Annotated in this window: 10 protein-coding genes; all 10 read right to left on the bottom strand. The window is 34.1% G+C overall.

The annotated features are described in order from the left end of the window. Window position 1: 1 nt before the first annotated feature. The 10 genes from DK508_RS02575 to DK508_RS02530 all read right to left on the bottom strand — a co-directional run bounded on the left by DK508_RS02575 (window position 2) and on the right by DK508_RS02530 (window position 22,388). Window positions 2-1,732 carry an efflux RND transporter periplasmic adaptor subunit gene (locus DK508_RS02575; RefSeq protein ID WP_109299182.1) on the bottom strand — a complete coding sequence of 577 codons (1,731 nt, stop codon included), beginning with the start codon at window positions 1,730-1,732 and terminating at the stop codon, window positions 2-4. 2 nt (window positions 1,733-1,734) lie between these two features. Next, a complete protein-coding gene (locus tag DK508_RS02570) occupies window positions 1,735-2,442 on the bottom strand; it encodes a heavy metal-associated domain-containing protein (protein WP_109299181.1) in 708 nt (235 codons plus the stop codon). Window positions 2,443-2,446: 4 nt separating this feature from the next. Beyond that, complete coding sequence (locus DK508_RS02565) at window positions 2,447-3,712, bottom strand: TolC family protein (RefSeq protein WP_109299180.1); 1,266 nt, start codon at window positions 3,710-3,712, stop codon at window positions 2,447-2,449. Window positions 3,713-3,717: 5 nt separating this feature from the next. Further along, window positions 3,718-7,443 carry an efflux RND transporter permease subunit gene (locus DK508_RS02560; RefSeq protein WP_109299179.1) on the bottom strand — a complete coding sequence of 1,242 codons (3,726 nt, stop codon included), beginning with the start codon at window positions 7,441-7,443 and terminating at the stop codon, window positions 3,718-3,720. A gap of 106 nt (window positions 7,444-7,549) precedes the next feature. After that, complete coding sequence (locus tag DK508_RS02555) at window positions 7,550-7,966, bottom strand: hypothetical protein (RefSeq protein WP_109299178.1); 417 nt, start codon at window positions 7,964-7,966, stop codon at window positions 7,550-7,552. A gap of 123 nt (window positions 7,967-8,089) precedes the next feature. Continuing rightward, window positions 8,090-14,179 carry a SprB repeat-containing protein gene (locus DK508_RS02550; protein WP_109299177.1) on the bottom strand — a complete coding sequence of 2,030 codons (6,090 nt, stop codon included), beginning with the start codon at window positions 14,177-14,179 and terminating at the stop codon, window positions 8,090-8,092. A gap of 4 nt (window positions 14,180-14,183) precedes the next feature. Beyond that, entirely contained in the window at window positions 14,184-16,256 is a 2,073-nt protein-coding gene (locus DK508_RS02545; protein ID WP_109299176.1) for a fibronectin type III domain-containing protein, read from the bottom strand. Between the two features lie 8 nt (window positions 16,257-16,264). Then, entirely contained in the window at window positions 16,265-21,160 is a 4,896-nt protein-coding gene (locus DK508_RS02540) for a hypothetical protein (protein WP_109299175.1), read from the bottom strand. 39 nt (window positions 21,161-21,199) lie between these two features. Further along, the gene (locus DK508_RS02535; RefSeq protein ID WP_109299174.1) at window positions 21,200-21,583 is read right to left on the bottom strand and encodes a hypothetical protein; all 384 of its coding nucleotides are present in this window, start codon (window positions 21,581-21,583) and stop codon (window positions 21,200-21,202) included. A 10-nt stretch (window positions 21,584-21,593) separates the two neighbouring features. Beyond that, window positions 21,594-22,388 (bottom strand): hypothetical protein, encoded by a 795-nt coding sequence (locus tag DK508_RS02530; RefSeq protein WP_109299173.1) that lies wholly within the window; start codon window positions 22,386-22,388, stop codon window positions 21,594-21,596. Between the last annotated feature and the right edge of the window lies 1 nt (window position 22,389).

The following is a 22,389-nucleotide window of genomic DNA, read 5'->3' as shown; positions in this document are numbered from 1 at the left end:
ACTAAAAATTCTGTTTTTGAATCGTTTCGATCACACTTCCACAGTTTAACATCATATTTCCGTAATAAGGGTTTCGTATTTCTTGCTCTAAACTTAACCATAAGGCGCCATTATTATCATTTGCCATGGGGCATTTTTGAACGTAAAAACTTTGCTCTACCTGGTCAAAAAGTTTTATTAGTTTTATCACATGCTCATTAAATACAATAAAGTACTTACGTTGTGTATCAATGTTATCACTTGCAATAATTTTGGTTATAGTGTTTTTACTGTTTTCAATATCTAATCTCTCTTTTTCATCCAATAAACTCATATCTAGAGTATTTAATAATGTCAAAATGTTTTTAGCAGAAATAGACACTTTTTTTATATCCGAAACTATAAATGCATTTTTCATTTCGAAGTATGGAGGAAAAATTTGTGAGAATTTTTCTTGAAACATTTTAGGCAATTTCTTATTAGCATCATTTATAACATCCTGATGATCTGAACTGCCAGATGAAGATGTTTCTTTTCTATTCATCATAGATTTTTTACCTTGTAACTGCGCCGCCGCATCCACCGTAAAAGTACCGTTAGTAACTATTTCTTCTCCTTTTTGTAATCCATCATGTACGATAAAGGTTTTTCCATCTTTGTTTTCGACTACTACTTCTCTCATTTCAAAAACAGGCATATCGGGGTTAGTTTTAACATATACCAAAGAACGTTTACCTGTCCATAATACGGCACTAGAAGGAATGCTTAAATTTTGCGAAACTGTTTGACTATTACTTTTTATTTCACCTAATACAAACATACCCGGTTTAAATAGATTTTTAGCATTATCAAGAGTTGCTCTTATTTTCAGGGTCCTAGTTTTGGTGTTAAGTATTGGGTCGATAAATGAAATTTTCGCTTCATGTTCTTGATTCGGGTACGCTTTGGATGTCACTACTACTTTCTGTCCCGTTTTTACATCAGAAATTTGATTTTCATAAGCATCAAATGAAGCCCATACCGTAGTAAGGTTTGCTATTTTATATAGGGGTTGTCCTTGCTTAACATAATCACCTTGTTCTACTATTTTTTCAGAAATTGTGCCCGACAGAGTTGCATAAACAGGAAAGCTTTCTTTTACTTTTCCAGTTTTTTCAATTTGCTCTATTTGTGTTTCAGACACTTTTAACAATCGTAATTTATTTCGTACTGCATTATACAGTTCTGGTTGGGCAGTTTTTATTGATGCCGCAGTAATCAATTCTTGTTGTGTCGCCACCAATTCTGGAGAAAAAATTGTAGCAAGCAATTGACCTTTACGTACTTTTTCTCCTGTTGTATTGATATAAAGTTGTTCTACTTGACCACCAAAATAACTTACTTGCACAGCATTGTATTTTTCGTTTTGAGTAATTTTCCCCGATAGTTTAAATATATTATCTCCTTCACTTGTTTCGCCAATAATCGTTGTTTGAATATTAGCTAATGCAAGTGCATTTTCTGTCATTTTAAATTCATTTACAGAAACACCATCAATATCACCTTGTACTGGAATTAAATCCATGCCGCATATAGGACAATCTCCGGGTTCGGGTAAATCAATTTGCGGATGCATGGAGCAACTCCAGCGTTCACCTATTCCTTCTTTTGAATGATCATGGTTATGATTTATTTTATCTCCGCCAAAAATTAAATACCCTCCTAATAATCCTATAAGCACGGATATAATAATATATATACTGTTTTTTTTCATGACTAAAAGATTTGAGTTAACATAATGATGGCCATACAGATCATTATAATATTTTCTATAAATGTTGCTTCTGTCATGGGCAACTTAAGTACGGTACCAAGGCAAGCGCATTCAATAGATTTTTTATTTAATAATATTCTAACTACACCATACGTCGTAATACCCAAAATAATTACCGTAACAATAAGCGCTATTGAAATTTGAAATCGCACAAGGAATAATAAAGCTAGCCCCAATTCTATAAATGGATATACCCAAGCGTATACCGAAGAAACCCTTGCCAAAGGGTCGTACATACTAAAAGATTGAGAAAATCCTTTAAGGTCTAAAATCTTAAAAAAACTAAATATAATATAGAACAGTCCCATAAAATCTAGCATAAATTCTTCTTGATTCCAATCTTTATAATTCAATAGCACACTTGCAACAAGAATATAACCGAAAATCAAAAACAAAGGACGAAGCTCTTGTAATTTTGTTTTCTTACTATCTAATGAAATATCACCCCGTTTTTGCGAAATTACATACTTACTAGGTAGGATCTCTTGTAACTTTTTTAATGATATATTTGATTTTGTTTCGATAATTGCTTCAGCTTCTTCCAAACTCACTGAGACATTAATAACATCTTCTAGTTCACCTAATTTCTGCTCGACACTATTGCGGCAGCCACCACATGTCATTCCTGATACTGTATATATATGTTTCATAATATTACTGACTTAAATAATTAATGATTGTAGACTGCACAAAATAATCTCGTATAGACATTATTCGACTCATATAAAATTTTAATTGTAATTCTTGTATGTCTAAAATGGCATTAAAATCTACGGTTCCTGTTTCATAGTTTTTGGTAAGAATCTGTTCTGCATGCTTCGCTTGTGTTATATTTTTTTCTTGTGTTTTATATTTGATTCTTGCAGTATTTCTAGAAGAAATTGCTTTAGTTAATAACGATTGCAAATGATTTTTTCGCTCTTTCTTTTTCAATTGAATTTCTTCTTGTTTTAGCTTGTTTTGCTTTGTTTTAGAATTATATTTTTTGTTAAAAACAGGAATAGATATTGATACCATTGGCATTAAAATATCTTTCCCGTTGTCCTCGACATTAATGTCTGTTCGTTCGGATACCGCAACATAATCAAGTCCAAATCCTATATTAGGACTTTTCTGTTTCTGGTTTAATAATTCAGATTTCGAAACAGATTCATAAAGTGAATCGTATATGAGCAGTTCTGGATGTAATGATAACTTATCATCATTTAATATTGGATCTTCTTCTGGTACTTTCATCTCCTGTACTACTTCTATATCCGCATATTGATCTTTATTAAGTATCGTATTAAACAAAGAGCGTTCGGTTATATATTCCTGCGCTAACACATCTATCCGCTGTTGTAATTCGTTCTGTCGTATTTGTAATTGTAAAACACTAACAGCAGATGCTTTGCCTACAGTAATTGATGTTAGTGCTAATTTCTCATAAGAATTTAAGAGATTTATTTGCTCTTGCAACACTTTTTGTTTTGCTTTAATAACATATAACGTATAGTAGGATTGTGAAATAGATAGTGCCAACTTTCGTTTGGCAACAGCAATATCAAGGTATTGTGTTTCTGCCAATGAATTTGCATAATTTTCTCTTGCTGTAATCGTTCCAAACCATGGTAACATTTGTTTTACAGACAACCTAGCTCTTTGCGCTCCTGTTCTAGTTTCTGGTTCGCTAACAAAATATCCAAAAGAAACCTGAGCATCTGATAATGTATTTACTTCATTTACCTTCTCGGTTGCTATAGTATGTTTTAACTCAAAAGCTTGTATCTGCGGATTGTTTTGCTCTGCATAATGAATGTATGCTTCTAATTGCTGACCAATACCAAAATGAAAAGTAAAAAGTAAAAAAACAGAAACTAATCCCTTTTTTAAACCTAAAAACGGAAAATACACAACATACATATATTTTATTGATTTCATCTGGACTATTGTTTTATTTTAATTTCTTTCCTCCAACTATAAAGTACCGGGACTATAAATAGTGTTATCAACGCCACAACCATACCTCCAAAAGATGGGATTGCCATAGGAACCATAATATCACTCCCTTTACCTGTAGATGTTAGAATGGGCAATAATGCCAATATGGTTGTAGCTGTTGTCATAAGGCAAGGCCGTATTCTTTTTTCTCCCGCCTCTATCACGGATGTTCGAATTTCATTTAAAGATTCTGGCTTATTTCTATCAAAAGCTTGATTAAGATATGTAGCCATAAGTACTCCATCGTCTGTAGCAATGCCAAATAATGCTATAAAACCAACCCAAACGGCAACACTTAAATTTATAGTATGTATCTGAAAAAGATCTCTTAAGTTTTCTCCAAAAAAATGAAAATTTAAAAACCATTCTTGACCATACAGCCAAATCATAATAAATCCTCCCGCAAAAGCAACAGCTACGCCTCCAAACACCATTAAAGAAGTTGCTACAGATCGAAACTGGAAATACAAAATGACAAAAATTAATAATAAAACCAGTGGTATAACAATGTTCAAGGTTTTCTCTGCTCGTATTTGGTTTTCATATGTTCCTGCAAACTCATAACTGATTCCTTCTGGTACTACTAATTCTCCTTTATCTATAAATTTCTTAATACGTTCTTGAGCTCTAATAACCACGTCTAACTCGGCGTAATCAAATAACTTATCAAATAGCACATGACCAATAAGAAAAGTATCCTCACTTTTGATTAACTGGGGTCCTTGTTCATATTTTATAGTTGCCAATTCTGTTAAAGGTATTTGGCTTCCATTCTTTAAGGCGACATATACCTTATTTAAATCATTTGGACTAGAACGAAGTTCTCTAGGATACCGTACTCTAATATTGTATCGTTCTCGACCTTCTACAGTTTGCGTAATTGGCATTCCTCCTATTGCAATTTCTATTGTATTCTGTACCTCTTCTATAGAAAGGCCATAGCGTACCAATTGATCTCTATCAATATCTATTAGCAAATACGGTTTACCAACAATTCTATCTGCAAAAACAGCTTCTTTTTTCACTCCTTCAACCTGTTTGAGAATCTGCTCTAGTTCAAACCCAAAACCTTCGATTTGTTTAAGATCTTGCCCTTTTATTTTTATTCCCATTGGTGCACGCATACCTGTTTGTAACATAATCAAACGCGTCTCTATCGGTTGAAGTTTAGGAGCTGACGTTATCCCTGGTAATCGAGTTGACTTTATGATTTCATTCCATATATCATCTGGAGATTTAATTTTAGGTCTCCAATTTCGAAAAAACTCTCCATCATTATCCGGTATAAGATGTTTTCTCTGAATCCCATAATATTCAAATTTTGAAACTCTTTTACCTATCTTAGAACGTACTGCATTGTTTTCATTATACAGTATTGTACTATCTCTTAACACAAAAAAACCATCCTTATCCACTCGAAATCGTTGTCGTTCTCCTCTATCATTAAGCATATACTCTGGCCAATATCGTATCATATTTTCATACATCGATAATGGTGCTGGATCTAAAGCAGATTCTACACGCCCTGCTTTACCAACCACAGTTTCTACCTCAGGAATATTTGCCACTGCCATATCCAATTGTTTTAATATTCTTTTGTTTTCTTCAACACCAGCGTGGGGCATCGATGTAGGCATTAAAAGAAAAGACCCCTCATTAAGAGAAGGCATAAATTCTTTGCCTGTATTTTTCATGATTAGAAAACCAAGAACAATGATAACTATGGGTATCGAAAGAAAAAGAATTTTATTTTGTAGTGCCCATCGTAAAATAATAGTGTAGTATTTTTTGAATAGCATAAACGTTCCTAACAAAGTAAAACCTATGCCTCCAACAAAAATTAGATTCCAAAAAATATTTTTATCTACGCCCAGAGGCCTCCAATATTGACCTAATAAAACTATGATAGTTATTACAGTGATCAAAACCTTAAAGCGTTTTGCCTGCTCAGAAGAAAGTATCTTTTTTTCTTTAAGAATTCCAATAACTCCAAATGCAATAAGTACTATACCCAATAGCACACCATTAAAAACAACAATTAATCCCATTAAAATTAAAATCGCTTGAAGCCCCTTTTTTATAAAGTTATTTATATTTCTTTTTTTGAATATAAAGGCCGCAAATGGCGGAATTAGAAACAATGCAACTATCAACGAGGCGATAAGTGCCATAGTCTTAGTAAAAGCTAGTGGTCTAAAAAGTTTGCCCTCTGCTCCTATCATCGTAAATACAGGAATAAAACTTATAATTGTTGTAAAAACGGCTGTAAGTACGGCTCCAGAAACCTCGGTAGTAGCATTATATACTATTAAATTAACAGGAAGTTTTTCCTTGTCTTTTTCTAAATGTTTAATAATATTTTCAGACAGTATTACCCCCACATCAACCATAGTACCTATGGCTATAGCTATCCCAGATAGTGCCACAATATTAGCATCTATATTAAATAGTTTCATGGCAATAAATACCATTAATACAGCTACAGGAAGTAATCCTGAAATTAATATAGATGCTCTAAGGTTAAACACCATAATCACAATCACAAAAATTGTAATTAATATCTCTAAAGTAAGTGCTTCATTAAGTGTTCCTAAGGTTTCGGTAATTAATTCGGAACGATCATAAAACGGTACTATTGTTAATTGAGAAGTGCTACCATCATTCAATTTTTTTGATGGTAATCCTGAGTGTAGCTCGTTAATTTTTAGTTTAATGTTTTCGATAACTTTTAAAGGGTTCTCTCCATATCTAGCTACCACAACGCCCCCTACCACTTCGGCTCCTTCTTTATCTAACATTCCTCGTCTCGTTGATGGACCTAATGATACTGAAGCAATATCTCCAACACGAATAGATGTAAAGTCTTTGGAAGTAATTACTGCATTGTTAATGTCATCTATAGATTTTACATATCCCAAACCACGAACAAAATACTCGGCTTTATTAATCTCTAAAGTTTGTGCCCCTATATCTTTGTTACTTTCTTTAACTGCTTTTATAACTTGATGTAAACTAATATTATATTGAAGCATCAATTCTGGATTTACGTCTACCTGATACTCTTTAACATATCCTCCTATTGATGCCACCTCTGCTACACCACCCGCAGAGGTCAACCCATATTTCACATAATAGTCTTGTATACTTCTTAGTTCCTGTAAATCCCATCCACCGGTTACTTTTCCTTGTTCATCACGACCTTCAAGGGTATACCAAAAAATCTGACCTAAACCGGTTGCATCCGGACCAAGAGATGGTTGTATTCCGTTTGGGAGTAACCCGGTTGGCAATGCATTGATTTTTTCGAGAATACGACTTCGGCTCCAATAAAACTCAACATCCTCTTCAAAAATTATATAGATCGTTGAGACCCCAAACATTGAAGAACTTCGTATCGTTTTTACTCCCGGAACTCCTAATAAAGCAGTAGTTAATGGGTAAGTAACTTGATCTTCTATATCCTGCGGAGAACGACCAGTCCATTTAGTAAAAACTATCTGTTGGTTCTCGCCAATATCTGGTATGGCATCCACAGCAACTGGATCTCGAGGTAAAAAACCAGTATCCCAATTAAATGGCACATTTATAATACCCCATCCTATAAAAACTAATAGTAAGAGTACAGCAACGAGTTTATTTTCAATAATAAATTTTATGCTTTTGTTTAGCATGTTATGACAATTAAACTATTAAACATTGGTTTTGAAAAACGCAATAGCAAAGTGATATTCTCAAATCTGTAAAAACTGAGGAATTATACACTTATAGTTTAAAAAATCAAATAAGAAAAGTCTCGTAAAGTACTTGAATATCTTTGACCAATAAAGGAGGTGGATATTCTTTAAAAGGAATCACATTCTCTTCTAAACCTTCAAAAAGGTTTACATATGAATAGAAGAAGGTAGTAATAAATGTTTGTTGATCAAATGTGAGTTTATCAAACGAAGTTTTTAACTCATCTTGCCCTTCAAAATTAAGTTGTTTATCTGTACAACAACTCTTTTTCATTACATGAAAATCTGATGGCGGTTGCATTTGTTGCATTTCCATACTGCAGGATTTAGCCTCCTTATACAATGCAACATTCATCAAAGTATTGCCACAATAATGCATATTCACAGTAAAGGACATTGTAGAAAATAACACTACAAAAGCCAATAGAACTGCCGCTATATTATGAATTACCTTTTTCATTTGATCAACAAAATTACGAAAAAATGTGTAATTGATTTTTGTTTAACACAAGATTAATGAAAATTGAAGTCGAAGATACCTTCTTTTAATATCTCATTTAACCATAGTTATTTACCCATATTATTACTCTATTACAATTTTATGCACGTAACGTTTGCCCGGAACCTCTAAGATGATAAAATAAACTCCAGGAGGTAAATTTTGCCCTTTCAGACTCATTGGTATTGAATATTCTGAAGCTCCATCATTTTTGTATGCCGTAGCCAACACAGGAGTATTACTTACCACACTATATATATTAAAGGAGATAGGTACTACTTCTTTAAATTTCATTTCTATAGTGAAATTACCATCTGTAGGAATTGGATAGATCGTAAAGTCCTTTAAAAAATTACCCGTATCATCATCGGATGAGGTTGATTGTTCTCTAACGATTATAGTTTCAGAGAAAGTTTCTTGACATCCATCCAGATAAACAGTCATACTTACCTTATATTCTCCTATTTCACTAAATTGAATTTCGGCATACGTATCATCAATATCAATAACTTGAGTTTTCTCGGGGAAAGTCCACTCTACACGATCTGGTGTAGGATAACTCACATTTGCCAATACAAATCCCTGGTTTACAAATACATCAGAAGACAACAGAAACTCTGCTATCAATGGAGTTTCTCTTACCGTTATTGATAAATTTGCAGTTGCAATACATCCTAGTCCCGTAGTGATTTCTATTTGATAATTTGCTTCTTCAGATAGTGTTACTTCAGCATCAAAACTCTCAAATCCCTTACCTGAAGTCCATCTATATGTTGCGCTAGGATCATCAATACTGGCATCAACAGTATAGGTCTGCCCTTGACATAATATTTTATTATCTGGACCAATATCCAACAAAATCTCATTAGGATCTATTAGTGTTATTTCTTTTATAATTGTACATCCTTTGTTGTCCATAACCTCAACAAAATAATCTCCTTCAGGAATATTTGAAATACTTGCTGTAACAGCACCTGTACTCCAGACATAAGTATAAGGAGGAACTCCGCCCAGTGCTTCTATTTCTGCCATACCTGTACTGCCTTGATAACACAAAGGGTCTGTTCCTGAGATATTAGCCTCTAAAGGGACCGGGTCAAATGTTGTAATAGTAGTTTGAGCAATACATCCACGAGCATCCTGAATGACAAGCGTATATGTTCCCGAAGGAACATCGATCAATTCTTGATCAACACTAAATCCATTTTGCCAAAAATAATTATATGGTTGAACCCCACCTACTACAGTCGCTGTAATGGTCCAATCATTTTGATCTCCACAATTAACATAATCCGTGGCGAGAGTAACTTCTAACTCTACAGGAGGTCCGTTTATTTCATACACATCACTTTGTATAGTATCACCAACTGCATCTTCAATAATAACATAATAGTTCCCGATAGGAAGTTCATATACTACTCGACCCTCACCAATCGAGTTAGGATTACCTTCTTCATACCAAGTATATATAAACGGATCATTACTGGAAAACGGAATACCTCCCATCACATTCGCACGTAAACTTGCTGTATTAGACCCCTGACATAATACAGGGTTTATTTGAACGATATCCACAGAAAGTCCAGCTATAGGATCATCTATATTTCTTCTTTCGATAACACATAGGTTAGCATCAGTAATGGTAACAAAATACTCCCCATTCCCGGTATTAGTAAGTGTATTGGTATTTGAAGGAAACTGCGCTCCATTAGGATCATACCATTCATAATTATAGGGTGGCGTACCACTCGTTACATTTATGGTTATAGATCCATCTCTTGCTATTGATGAAGAAGCTTGCACTCTACTTATTTCAGTTATGGTTAATGGCCCCGGTTCGTTAAGAGTTATATCCGCCGTATTCATTTGACAACCATTCCTATCGGTTACGGTTAAGAAATAGTTACCTGCCAAAAGGTTAGAAACATCCTTTGTGGTATCCCCATTGCTCCAATTATATAAATACTCTCCATTATCAAAAGGTGTTCCTCCAGAAACTTCAACGGTAATGCCTCCTGAAGCATCATTAAAACATGTTATATTAGTTGTACTGGTTATATTGATTGTAATTATCGATGGCTCTTCTACTTCAAAAGTCAACGACTTTGTGATATTATTATTAATATCCGTAACGATTACAAAATAATTTCCTTTTCCAATATTATTAAGTATTTGATTTGTACCGATTACCAAGCTCGGATCGTCATCTTCATACCATTGATAATGGTAGTAAGGATTTGTATCTAAATCGAAAGGTACTCCACCTGTAACCGCAGCTTCCAATATAGCATCCTTAGCTCCATTACAAGATACTCTACCGCCAATACTTGGGTAATCTACAGTGACTTCCAATTTATCTGGTTGTTCTAGTGTATACAATCCATTTGTTGTACAGTCATTAGCGTCTATAACCGTTACCTCATAATTTCCTATAGGTAAATTATCTATTGTACTTTCTCTACCAATAATACTTGTTTCATTTTCTCTTCGCCATTCATATTTATATTCTTTAGTTCCTCCGGATACGGTAACCGTAACGATACCATTTTGTGTTTCAAATCCTGTTAGATCAATGACATCAACATCAGAAATACGTAAAGGAGCATCGGGTTGTATAACTTTTATGGCATCTGGTACTTCAATTTGAGGGCAACCATTTTTATCTTGGACTGTAATCTCATAATTCCCTTCGGGTAAATCATCAAACTCTACATCTCCTACTGGGAAAGAACCATTGGTATAAAAATTTCCGTTTCTATACAATTCTAATATATAAGTATCATCATCAAATGGTGTTCCTCCCACTATATTAAGTCGTAAACTTCCGTTAGATTCGCCAAAACACTTTACTCCAGTTGTACCAATTAATGAAACGACTATTTTGTCTGGTTCTTCAAAAATAAAAGTATCTGAAGCTATCGCTCCATTAACATCTTCTACAATTACTTTATAACTACCACTTCCTAAATTTTCTGCGAAGCTTAAAGATGCACCCTGAGTAATCTCTACCTCTTGACCATCTGTAATTTTAAACCAATTGTAACTATATGGTTGATCTTCGATACCCCCAATAGCATTTGCATCTAAAACACCATTTACAAATTCGAAGCAATCCAAGGGGTTACCAATCGTAATCTCTACCTCTAACTTATCCGGTTGAGTGATTTCAAAATCCATAGACGTCATACATCCTGCATTAGATGTAGTCGTATTTATATTAGCATCAACTATTTCTACGGTATAATTACCTGCTTTGATATTGGTCAAATCTTTTTCGGTAGATAAAAAACCTAAGTCTTCGAGTTTGGTCCACTTATAGATATAGCCTAAGGTACCACCAGAAACAGTAATCGATATTGAACCTGTACTCTCATCAAATATTTTTACGTTTTCTTGAGAAGAATCTATAATGGTTAATGGATTATCTGGTTGCGTTACTACAAAAGTTTTACGCTTCACACATTCTATATTTTCATCACGAACTTCTACTATATACGTACCTGAAGTTAAATTATTTAGATCTTGATCTGTACTATTAAATAAAACATCTTCCTGTTTACTCCAACTATACGTTAATACCCCGGTACCACCATTAGCAGTAAGATCAATACTTCCGTTATTACCTCCGTTACAGAATACATCTATATGCGTACCTCCTAATATAATTTCTGAAGGTTCAATAAACGTTTCTCTATCGCTTATTTTAGAAACTCCAACAATATCGGTAGCCATAACTTCATAAATACCTTCGTCTAAACCTGTAATGGATCGATTGGTTTCTCCTGTTATTTCTACAGGTACTCCAGATTCAATAACATACCATTGGTAACTATGGCTTTGCGCCGAGTTGGTAACTCCCCCTTGCACAATAGCAGTTAAATTCGCTTTTTGCCCAAAACATAAAATATCTTGATCTATTTGTATAGAAGCCTCTAAAGGTTCTGGATCTTTTAATTCAAAATTTCTAATCTTGGGGCAGTTATTTGCATCTGTAATCGTAACTGTATAATTTCCTTCAGTTAAATTTGATAGATCTTCTGTGGTTATGGTACCTCCAAATTGATCACTGGTCCATGTATAAGTATATGTTCCGGTGCCAGTACCTCCAGAAACTTCTATATCTATCGCTCCATTAGTTCCATTTACTGTGGTAGGACCTTGAATCCCCAAACCATCAACATCAATAATGATTTCATCTTCTTCGGTAATACTAATGGGATCAGTACTACTTATAGCACAATTTTCGGTGTCCAAAATTTGAAAACTATACTCTCCCCTTGGCTGATTAACAAAAGCTACTGAACCATTTGTCGTTTGTGTCACACCATTGCTCCAATTAATAGTGTATGGTCGTCTTCCTCCTGAAATAGTAAATCTAATAGCACCCGTTCGTTCTCCAAAACAAAGTACATCTTGCACAGTAAGAGACGAAAAGGATAAGGTTGCTGGATTAACTAATGTTTCGGCATCTGATGTACTTGGTGCACCTACATTACTAATTGTAACATTGTATGTTCCTGCAGATAGATTTGTAATTCTTTTTGTAGTCCTACCAAAAGATGGATCCCCAGTTTTTGTCCATTCATATTGATATCCTGCAGAAGCAATTCCTCCACTTGGGTTAGCTTCCAAAACACCATTCGTATCATCAGTACACGATACCACTTGATCAATTTCAATATTCACATTTAGAGCATCTGGCTCTGTTACTTCATACCTTGGCGAAGTGAATACACAGTCGTTATTATCTGTTACCACAAGTGTATAAAATCCTGCTCGTAATCCAGATATATCCTCTGTTGTGCTGCCATTACTCCATTGATAATTATATGGTCTCGATCCTCCCGACACAGTCAAATTAATAGCTCCCGTATTATCTCCTCTAAACGTAATATCTGTAATTCGAACATTCCTAAAAGTTACGCCATCCGCAGGCCCGTTAATAAATACATTTTCTCCTACATTTCCTGAGGCTGTTTCTCCTTCACAACCGCTTGTATCTTGTACTTCTATTCTATAATTTTGACGCCCAGCCAGTCCGGTTAATACATGTCGGTTTCCACTTGTAAAGTTACGCCATGGACCGCCATTAACTTTATATTGATATCGACCATTACCATTACTTGCCGTTATGGTTAGTCTTCCTGTAATTTCTCCAAAACATTGTACGTCTTCAGTTTTAAAAGCAGAGAAACGAATCTTTGGAGTATCCCCTATCACAATTGTACCTGGTTGATCAATTGCCTCTCCTGGAAAAGGCTGGTAGGTAAGTGTATATCTACCCGAACGCAATCCTTTATTTGTAGGCCATACAAAACTAGATCCTCCTACATATTGCTGTACGCTTTCTACTGGCCTACCTCTTTCTCTTATAATAAATAACATTTCTTGATTTACGGCTTCTCTAAAATTTATAGTAAGTCCACCATTGCTTCTTCCGCAAGAAGCACTTCGAGGAATGATTCTAGAAATTTCGGGGGCACAAGGCAATGTATTAAATACAACAATATTAGAATTATAATTAACTCCTCTTATAGTTATTCTTGCCCTTAATCTAATACTCCCCCTATAATTACTAGGGATTAACCTACCAAAAGGGATAACAGCTGGTTGTCTTCCCACTGTACTCACACCAGTATCTCTAAAGGTTCCTGCACTATCAATATTATAAAACCAACGATAACTGGCATTAGTACAATCATTTATTCTAGTAAATGTTAAGCCATCATCCAAACAAAAACTATCGTTTACCGGTTGAGATATAGCTGCCTTAGTATGAATTAATTCGACATCCAAAGAACACCTGCTGTTTGTAAAGGTTCTTTTGTAGCAATCTTGTTGAGTTCCTGATAGAATAATATCTTCTGTTATACTACATGAATAAGGAGCAGAACTACTAGAGACTTGATATGAAAATTCTAATTGAATCCTTGTTACCCTCTGATTCGAGGTCATAATTGCTGTAGGAAAAGTAGCTTGATCACTAATAAAACTATAGCTATCTACCTGAGTAGCCCCACTAAACATTTTATATTCAAGTCGGGTAATAGCAAAACGAACATCTCCTCCGGCTGGTGGCCCACTTGGAGTTACTTTGACCACATAATCTTGCGCAAAAACTACACTAAAATTAAGTACTGTAGCAATGATTAAAATAATCTTTAATTTCTTCATAGCCTTAATATTTTATGGTTAACTCCGTTTTTTTTGATAACCCTCCATCCTTAAACACAGCTCTAATTACATACTTATAATTTGTATTAATACTTAAATCAGTATCTCGAGTTGTTCGCACATCTGCAAATACTGTCTTATACAATTGTAAAGGCTCTTCTTCTTTAGCTTTATAGATTTCAAACTGGGTAATATTATCTTCATTATATCGCCAATTAAGCTGCACAAAATGTTCTTCAATATTAGCGATCGCATTAAAGCTTTTTATCTCTGGACGGGCACCAATATATCTTGCAACAACAGAAACTGGAGCTACCGGTGGAGATTCTAACCCCGTTTTGTCCTTTGCTATAATGGTATAACTATATAGTTTTTCAACCTTTATATCTGTGTCTATGAAGCCTCTTTCTTCTTTTGAACCAGAAAAAATTAATTCCCACTCTTTTATATCATCTTCTTTTCTATATATCAAATAGTTTTCTACATCTGCGCTAGGACTAGGGGTCCATGACAATTCGAGCGTGTTGTTAGCAGTTTGATGCGCTTTTTTGATAACAGGTTGACCTGGTGGTATTAAATCTGGTTTAACGAGTTCAAGGATTTCCGAAAACCCTGAAGGATTCGCCCTTTGATCCAATGCATTAATTTTATAGTATACTTTACGATTTGAATTTGCCATAGAAATTGTATCGGTAAATTCGTTCTCGATTAAGGTATGCGGTGTGATAAGGCTAAATTCATGATTTGGATTATTAGCTGTATACACTCTATACCCCAAAAGATCTTTCTCTCTATTTTGTAGCCATGATAAGCGTACAACCCCTAATGTATCAATCACCCCACTAAAACCAGTTGGAGGTACCGGAGGTTCCTCATCATCAGGCTGCACCAACATAGAAAAAGAAGCTCTTTCTTTACCATATTTACCTATAGCAATAATTTTAAAATAGTTTGATACATCAAGATTATCATAAGTTATACTTCGTTTATCTTTTGAGATATTATCAACAACAGTTGTATAACTACCTGTTTTTGTGTCTGAACGTTGTAATTTAAACCCAACAATCATTTTGTTTTTATCCACAGGAAATTCCCAATTAATTAGAACAGATTTGTCATTTATTTTTTGTGTAGTCAGAGTAGGATTAATGGTCAAGAAAGGTTTTGCTTGCCCTTTTATTATTTTGGATGGAGGGCCTAATTCTCCAAAAGATGATAATCCTTTGATCCGGTAATAAAAAGTTGTTAGATTACTAATAGAATCCGTAAACATGGTACTACCTTCTCTTGATCGTTTTTTATTTACTGTATATGGTTTTTCTGTAATTGAAGAAAAATGTATCCCATCAGTCGACTTTTCTATTTTGTATTTGTTGTAATAATCATGTAATATTCCCGAATTCCAACTAAGTATTACTTCTTTATCCTTGAAAGATGCCGTAAAATCAACCGGTTTTGGTAGCTCTTCGTATTCTGTTAATCCTGTAAATACACCTCCATATACTATGGCATGTAGATCACTAGGTACATTTGGTTTTACTTGATATAGATATTTCTCATTAACCTTTACATCTGTATCGACAAAACCTAACCCCGCTTTTTGAGCTACCTCAAAATCTTGATCGGCTATTAATAATGAGAAACTAAATCGTTGTTTTAGTTCTTCAGATTTTTTTACAATGCGCTCAAAAGGGTTCGTACTAGATGTGTTATGAGCGACCATAAAAGTGTCTCCAAAAATAGCTTGTGCAACAATTGCTGCATTATCATTTGCCTTCGCCATCTCTTCCCATTCTTCTTTTTTTCCTGGTGATAATGGTAATGGATTCAGTACTTTTGTTTCTCCATCAATAAGTGTTTTACCATCACGAGAAACAGTGGTTCTACTAATTGTATATCCATACGTATTCAAAAGCTTCCAAGCGGCAGGTTTATTGGGTGCCCATCGAAGTAAAATACGCCCTTTTTGCACTCTGGATATTACTTTAATTTCACTTTTAGATACACTACTTTGCGCCTGACATATGGTAGTAATAGTCAAAAAGGAAATTAATATGAGGTATAGTTTTATGTTCATGTTAAAAATTAATCAAATGTATAGGTATAGTTTTTTGAATCACTAGTTACTCCTCCTGGTAACTCATACTTAATTTGAGTTCGATAATCTCCTTTTCGTATGACTGGAAACTCGCCGTTGATGATGTAATCGTATTGAGCTATCTGCCCTTGATGATTGGCTGCATTTGGAAAAAATGCATTTACAATTTTATATCGTATGTCTACAAAATCCTTTTTATAATAGTATGGTAAATGATAACGATGCGGCATCCGTTCTTTAATCCACCAATCTCTAGGATCATTCTCCAAACTATGTGTGTAATGTGAAATTACTAAAACAGCTTTGGTAGGTGGCATCCCCATCTCTTCAACATCTCTAGTTACTGTAAAATCCTCTCGTAATGGATAACCCTTATACACCAATGGATAGATATAATTGTTATAATATCGATTACCTCTTAGGTTGGCTTCGACAGTAATCAGTGGCATATTAACGCCTTCTTCATCGGCTCCTGTATACTCATTTCCTTCTAATTCGGGAAGGTCAAATGGCTCAGACTCTTCTGTAATAGCTAGTAAAAAATGAGCATCCCACACATATTCTTCTTGCTCTGTATTGGGGTTTAAAGTTTTAGCAATGTCTATTAGAGATCTTATCTGTTTTTTTACATTAACCTTTTCTCTAAATGTATCATAAATACTCACTCCAAAGTCATATCGTAACAATTCGATTACCTCTGCACTTGAGCTTTTTCCTTGAATTTTCGCGTTTCTAACAGAAATGGTTCCATCCTCTTCATCTTCAGGCTTGACTTCAAACCCTCCATCTATAACCTTCTGTTCTCTCGACAAAGTACTTCGATTACTACCTTTGGGTTCATTATTTAATACCAAAGAATATTCTTGTTCATTAATTAATTTAGGAAATGAAAAGGCTATTTTATTGCTTGCATTGTTATAACTAAACGCTTTTTTCTCATCATTTCCATTCCCTTCAAAAACAGCAACTTTGTTAAAAGCACTACTCGAGAATAAATAATCTTGTCCTTTTTTCAGTTTTAAATAGCCATTATTATGTTGCTTAGGGTATAGGTATTTTTGATTGACCACAGGATACGCATATTCGATATTATGAAAAGGAATATAATCTGGAGCAATCCCTGTAGTAAAACTTTGCTCTCTTGTTTCTTCGGCTAATTTCCCGTCATTTATAATATCGACCCATTCATTTCCTTTTAATTCCTGCACTACTACCCCAACTTTTATATTAATTTTTTTCTGGGGTGGCAATATATCATCAGTCACATAAGTAACCAGATCTTTTTGTTTATTCCACTTCAATTTACCCGGTAAAACACTCCCTCCTTGTTTTACAGAGAATTCATCCAATCGAACTTTATATTGTTTCACAGTTTCATCTTCTTCTACATACTCAAAGGGTTCATCAATTTTAATATTAAACCCAACTTCGGGAGAGGTAAATACATCTACTTCTGTATCGTCTTCTGGAGGACTTATATCTGAAATAATAGCGAAATCTAACCCCGTTGGTCGTATTAACTCACAGCGTGTACCCCATTCTACTTCAGCTCGAATATTGACAGTAATAACACCTCCCAAAACTTCTGCATACACACCAATTCTTCCTTTAAACCACCATGGGTTAGGCAATTCTGCTTTTAATTCAACTGCAGCACCTATAGTTATTAAGGTCGCTCTGGCTTCCCAAAAATAAAGATTGATGACAATACCAAAGCTTCCTGTTACATAAGCCCATAATCGTCCGGACATATACCATCCATTTACTCCTGGAGTTTCATTATTATGATCACAAACATTATCTCCAACGTTTTGCACTAACAAATCAAATCCAATACCAGCAGTTAACTGATAAAAGTAATATCCTACATCGATAGGACCTGTATCCAAATGATACCCAATTCCATAGGCATATCCTCTCCCTTTTTCCAAGAGGTGTTGACTATCCGTAACTGATTTGTTATTAAATAGCCGTTCATTATCAGTAAGGTTTAATATCTTGGTTACTGGATTATTTTTTGGTAATGTTAAATCTGGTATATTATATCCTGCCATATAATATCCTGTTGTAGTAATGGTATACCCTCCTATTTCTAATGTTAAGGCCAGTGGGTGTTCGGGTTTTCCTAAAAATACACTCCAGTTATTTTTTTCGAAATGAAACTCTATTCTTCCGGCATGATTATCAGGACCTCCACCTCTTATAGTACCTCCCTTCATCTTAAAATAGACATCTACTACTCCGTGTAATGAGCTTCGAGATCCATTGTTTCCAAAATCGTATTGCAAAGCAACAAAAGCATGGATACCATCTCGTCCTTTTATATTAGTACTTCCAAAAATATTTTCCGCTACTTCATTTAGGTTTCCTACTTTATCCGCTTCCAGGTCACCAGAATATCCCTCTTCTTTTGTAATCACATTCTTTAATCCATCAATTATTTTTGCTTTCGGATCACTCTCTGTTTTTGATAAGATATGCGCTTCGCCGTAGTATGAAATACGTTTCATCCCTCCCGCTTTATAAAAAACAACTTCGAAAGCTGCAGTACCATTAAACAATTGGGATGTAGCTAGATTATTAAATTCTACCATTGCTTTTATTCCTAGCCCTACAGAGCGATCAGGTTTATAGTCTAGTCCAGTAACATTGTTTAAAGAAGAAAAACCTGCTCTATCCATTCGATAAAAAGCACCACCTCCAAAAGCACTTACTGCTAACTTTGAGTACGTATTATTCTTACTCAGTCTACCAGCATAAGCATCGATATACCAATATCTAAATCCTGGTACATCACCTTCATCTCTGGTACGTCCAAATACGGCTGTAGAACTTAACCTAACCTTAATTCCTTTTTTAAATGTTACCGTTATTTGTCCTTTAAATCCATTTCCATATACAGGATCATCGGTCATAAATTCGACCTGACCTTCAAATTCTAATGCTTCTAAATCCGCTTCGAGGAACATATCTTTTATTTCAAAAGAATCATATTTCCAACGTTGAATTCCTCCTTCTTCGGCAAATTGACCTTTAATATGAATATTGGTTTTAGCTGAAATTTTATCTTTCATTAAATTGATACCTACTCTAAAAACTAATTCTGCTGTCTTATTCTCATCTGTTTTTAGACTTAGTTTTGATATTGTAACCGGAAAACCGGTTAATCTGGCTTGTTCACCCTCTCCAAAAGAAAAGGACCCGCTTACAAATCCTTCATCAGTATCGGCTCCAACCTGTATATATGGTTGTTTTGCCTGTATTTGCAAGTTTTCAAATTCTACATTAGGTACTTCTATTATTTTATCTGCTATATCATTAGAATTACCAGATTCATCATTAATATCTTGATCAGTTCCTATAGATAGTTTACCACTCAATACTGCTTTGGGCATAAACTTATCGTCTTCAACCTTAAACTCGACATAAGAACCTTCTCGGATCACTGCCTTTGCTTTCCATAAATCAAACCTTAACTCTTTATCTATAGTACCTACTGTAAGTTTATAATCTTGAGCATCAAAAATCACAGCTTCATAGTTCAATACTGTTCCATCTTCATTTTGATTATCTACTGCTTCTTTTGAAAGAGGTAATACTATTTTGCCTGCAAAACCAGCTCCATCTATAGAATTAGCAATTAAAGCAACTTCAAAAGTATCTACAGAAAATTGCCATTTTGAAGCATCTCCTTCATTGAGTTTAATTAAGTTTTCAGCTTTAAATAATCCAGAAACTCCTTGCCGATCAATCAAAAGGTTCATAGCACTGATCGTTATGCGATCATTTGAATTTCTTTTTTTAAATGTTTTAGGTAAAATAATAGTAGCACTTTGCATGTGCACTCCTCGCCAAGTATTAGAGACATCACCTCCTTGTGCTGCATATCCATCAGGAAAAGTAATTCCTGGATTTCGAATATCGCTAAAATCAAAGGCTGCATTTTTTATCTCAAAAATTAATCCCCGAAACGATGTCATTTGGAATTTTTGGAACGTCAAATTTTCTACCAAAATATCGTTCCAATCTTTTGCTGTTATCTTAAAAGCAGCAGAAACTCTTTCATTGGTATCACTGATTACAACATTATTTGCATCAACAGGTTCGAGCATCGAACGAGAAAATAATATTTCTGCATTAAGAGACATACTATCAAAACCATCACAATTTATGGTTACAAATGATCCTTTGTCCAAATTAACCTGACCTGTAGTTCTATCAAATCCTCCTTTTAGTAATAAGGAATACCCTTTTCCTGTTCCATTTTGATTTTGACCATTAGTATGCAGTTCATAATCTTTGAGTAGGACAAGGTTGTTATTGATTCCTACCAATCCGCCAGTTAACGACAGTTTTATCTTATCTAGTCCAAAAAATAACACCGTATTTCCTTCTGCATCTGTATCTTCAGCACTAGCACCAGCCATAGGTGTTCTAATACGAACGAAAGCCGTCATCTCGGCATAATTTTGATAAAAAGTAACTTTGCTAATTCCCAGATCATAACGAACATTTCCAATCTCTCTACTGATTCCTACCGGTAAGGTTTTTATATCATCATAAGTAACTAACTGTTCTATATAATTTTGAGTTTCTTCTAGTAGTTCAAATGTGCCTTTGGCCTCTTCTAATAAATCCCGACTCTTAGTACTTATTTTTATTTTTTCTTCGTGTGTATCTAGCGTTTTTGGAGATAAATGATGGGCAAAGTTTTTTTCTATTTCTTTATCTAAGTTTGCAAAAGTTCTCGTTTGCAATACCATTTTACCTATAGGCTGAATAGTTCTTCCCTTTTTAATCCTTAATGTATCTTTACTTGTATTACCCCATGTTACTGTGGAAACACATAATAGTAATAGTATGAAGAGGTATATTTTTTTCATTCTGTAGGTATTAACATTGATTTTTAAAACAGTATTTTCCTATGATATATCGTCTAATTCAATTTTTTTAAAAGTGTCGTCAATCCACTTTTGTTCATTATCTGATTCTTTTATTCCCTGTATCGCTATTTCATTCTTATCTTTAGAAATCACTCCTTTAAAACCAATAGTTTCGTTGGTGTACGGGTTTTCTATTTTAAATTCTATTTTATCATCATCAAGAATATAGTTTCCTCCTAATTCAAATTTTTCTGAAATGAAGCGACTGTAATCATTATTTGTACTTCCATAAAGTCCAACTCTATAATCGTTATCATAAAATGCGAGATACCAATACACCTCTTTCATGATAGTCTTTCCGCCATGTTTTTCATTAGCGGTATGAGGGTTATTTATTCTATATAATCCTTCTATTTTTTTCATAAATCTAATCTTAAACAACAGTTGGGTTAGTTCCATTTTGGATGAGCTTATGAGCAACTTTATCAATACCTAATTGATTTCTAAAAGCCCATTGTTTATTTCTATTCTCAATGTTTTCAAAATCAGATAAATCCTTATATAAAATAATTCTCCTTATCCCATTTTCCGAAACAGTATTCTCTTCGCAGTCCGTAAATTTATCCCATTCAATTCTTGGTATGTATTTATAATACAACTCAGAAAAATACATTTCACAACAAGCACCAAACCATAATTTATCACCAGTATTAATTTGATGATAATGAGTTGGTAAACTTTCTAGGTCTATCAAATACTTATCACGTTCACTTATACTTTGAGGATTATTAACCTTTTGAACATAGGTTGGAATTTCTTTTAGCTTTCTCTTCCAAACTCTATAATTTTTAGTCCTACTCAATGTTAAATCAAAGTCATTATGGATATAAGCATAAACCATATTATCTTTCAACAATCCAATTACATAATGAACTATTGATTTATTCCCACTCTTTCCAAAAATTCTCAAATCACCTTGACTGTTTTGAAAACCAATAAAGCTATTTCCTTTTTCAAGTTTCAATACATCAAACCTCATTTCATTATTGTAAAAACTCTCAAAAGCGGAATAATCTATAAAAGTGGCATCAAGTAACTTCTCTTCTAAAGTATACTCAAACGATAATTTTTTCGAGTTATATGAGATCGCTACTTCCTTTAAAAGCGAAATGAAATTTTCAAATGTTAAACTATTTGAAACTCTAATATTAAAATTAATCATATCCATA

This window comes from Aquimarina sp. AU474, assembly GCF_900312815.1.
Taxonomy (GTDB): domain Bacteria; phylum Bacteroidota; class Bacteroidia; order Flavobacteriales; family Flavobacteriaceae; genus Aquimarina.
The sequence above is the reverse complement of the archived record's forward strand: the minus strand, read 5'-3'. Positions and strand labels throughout refer to the sequence as shown.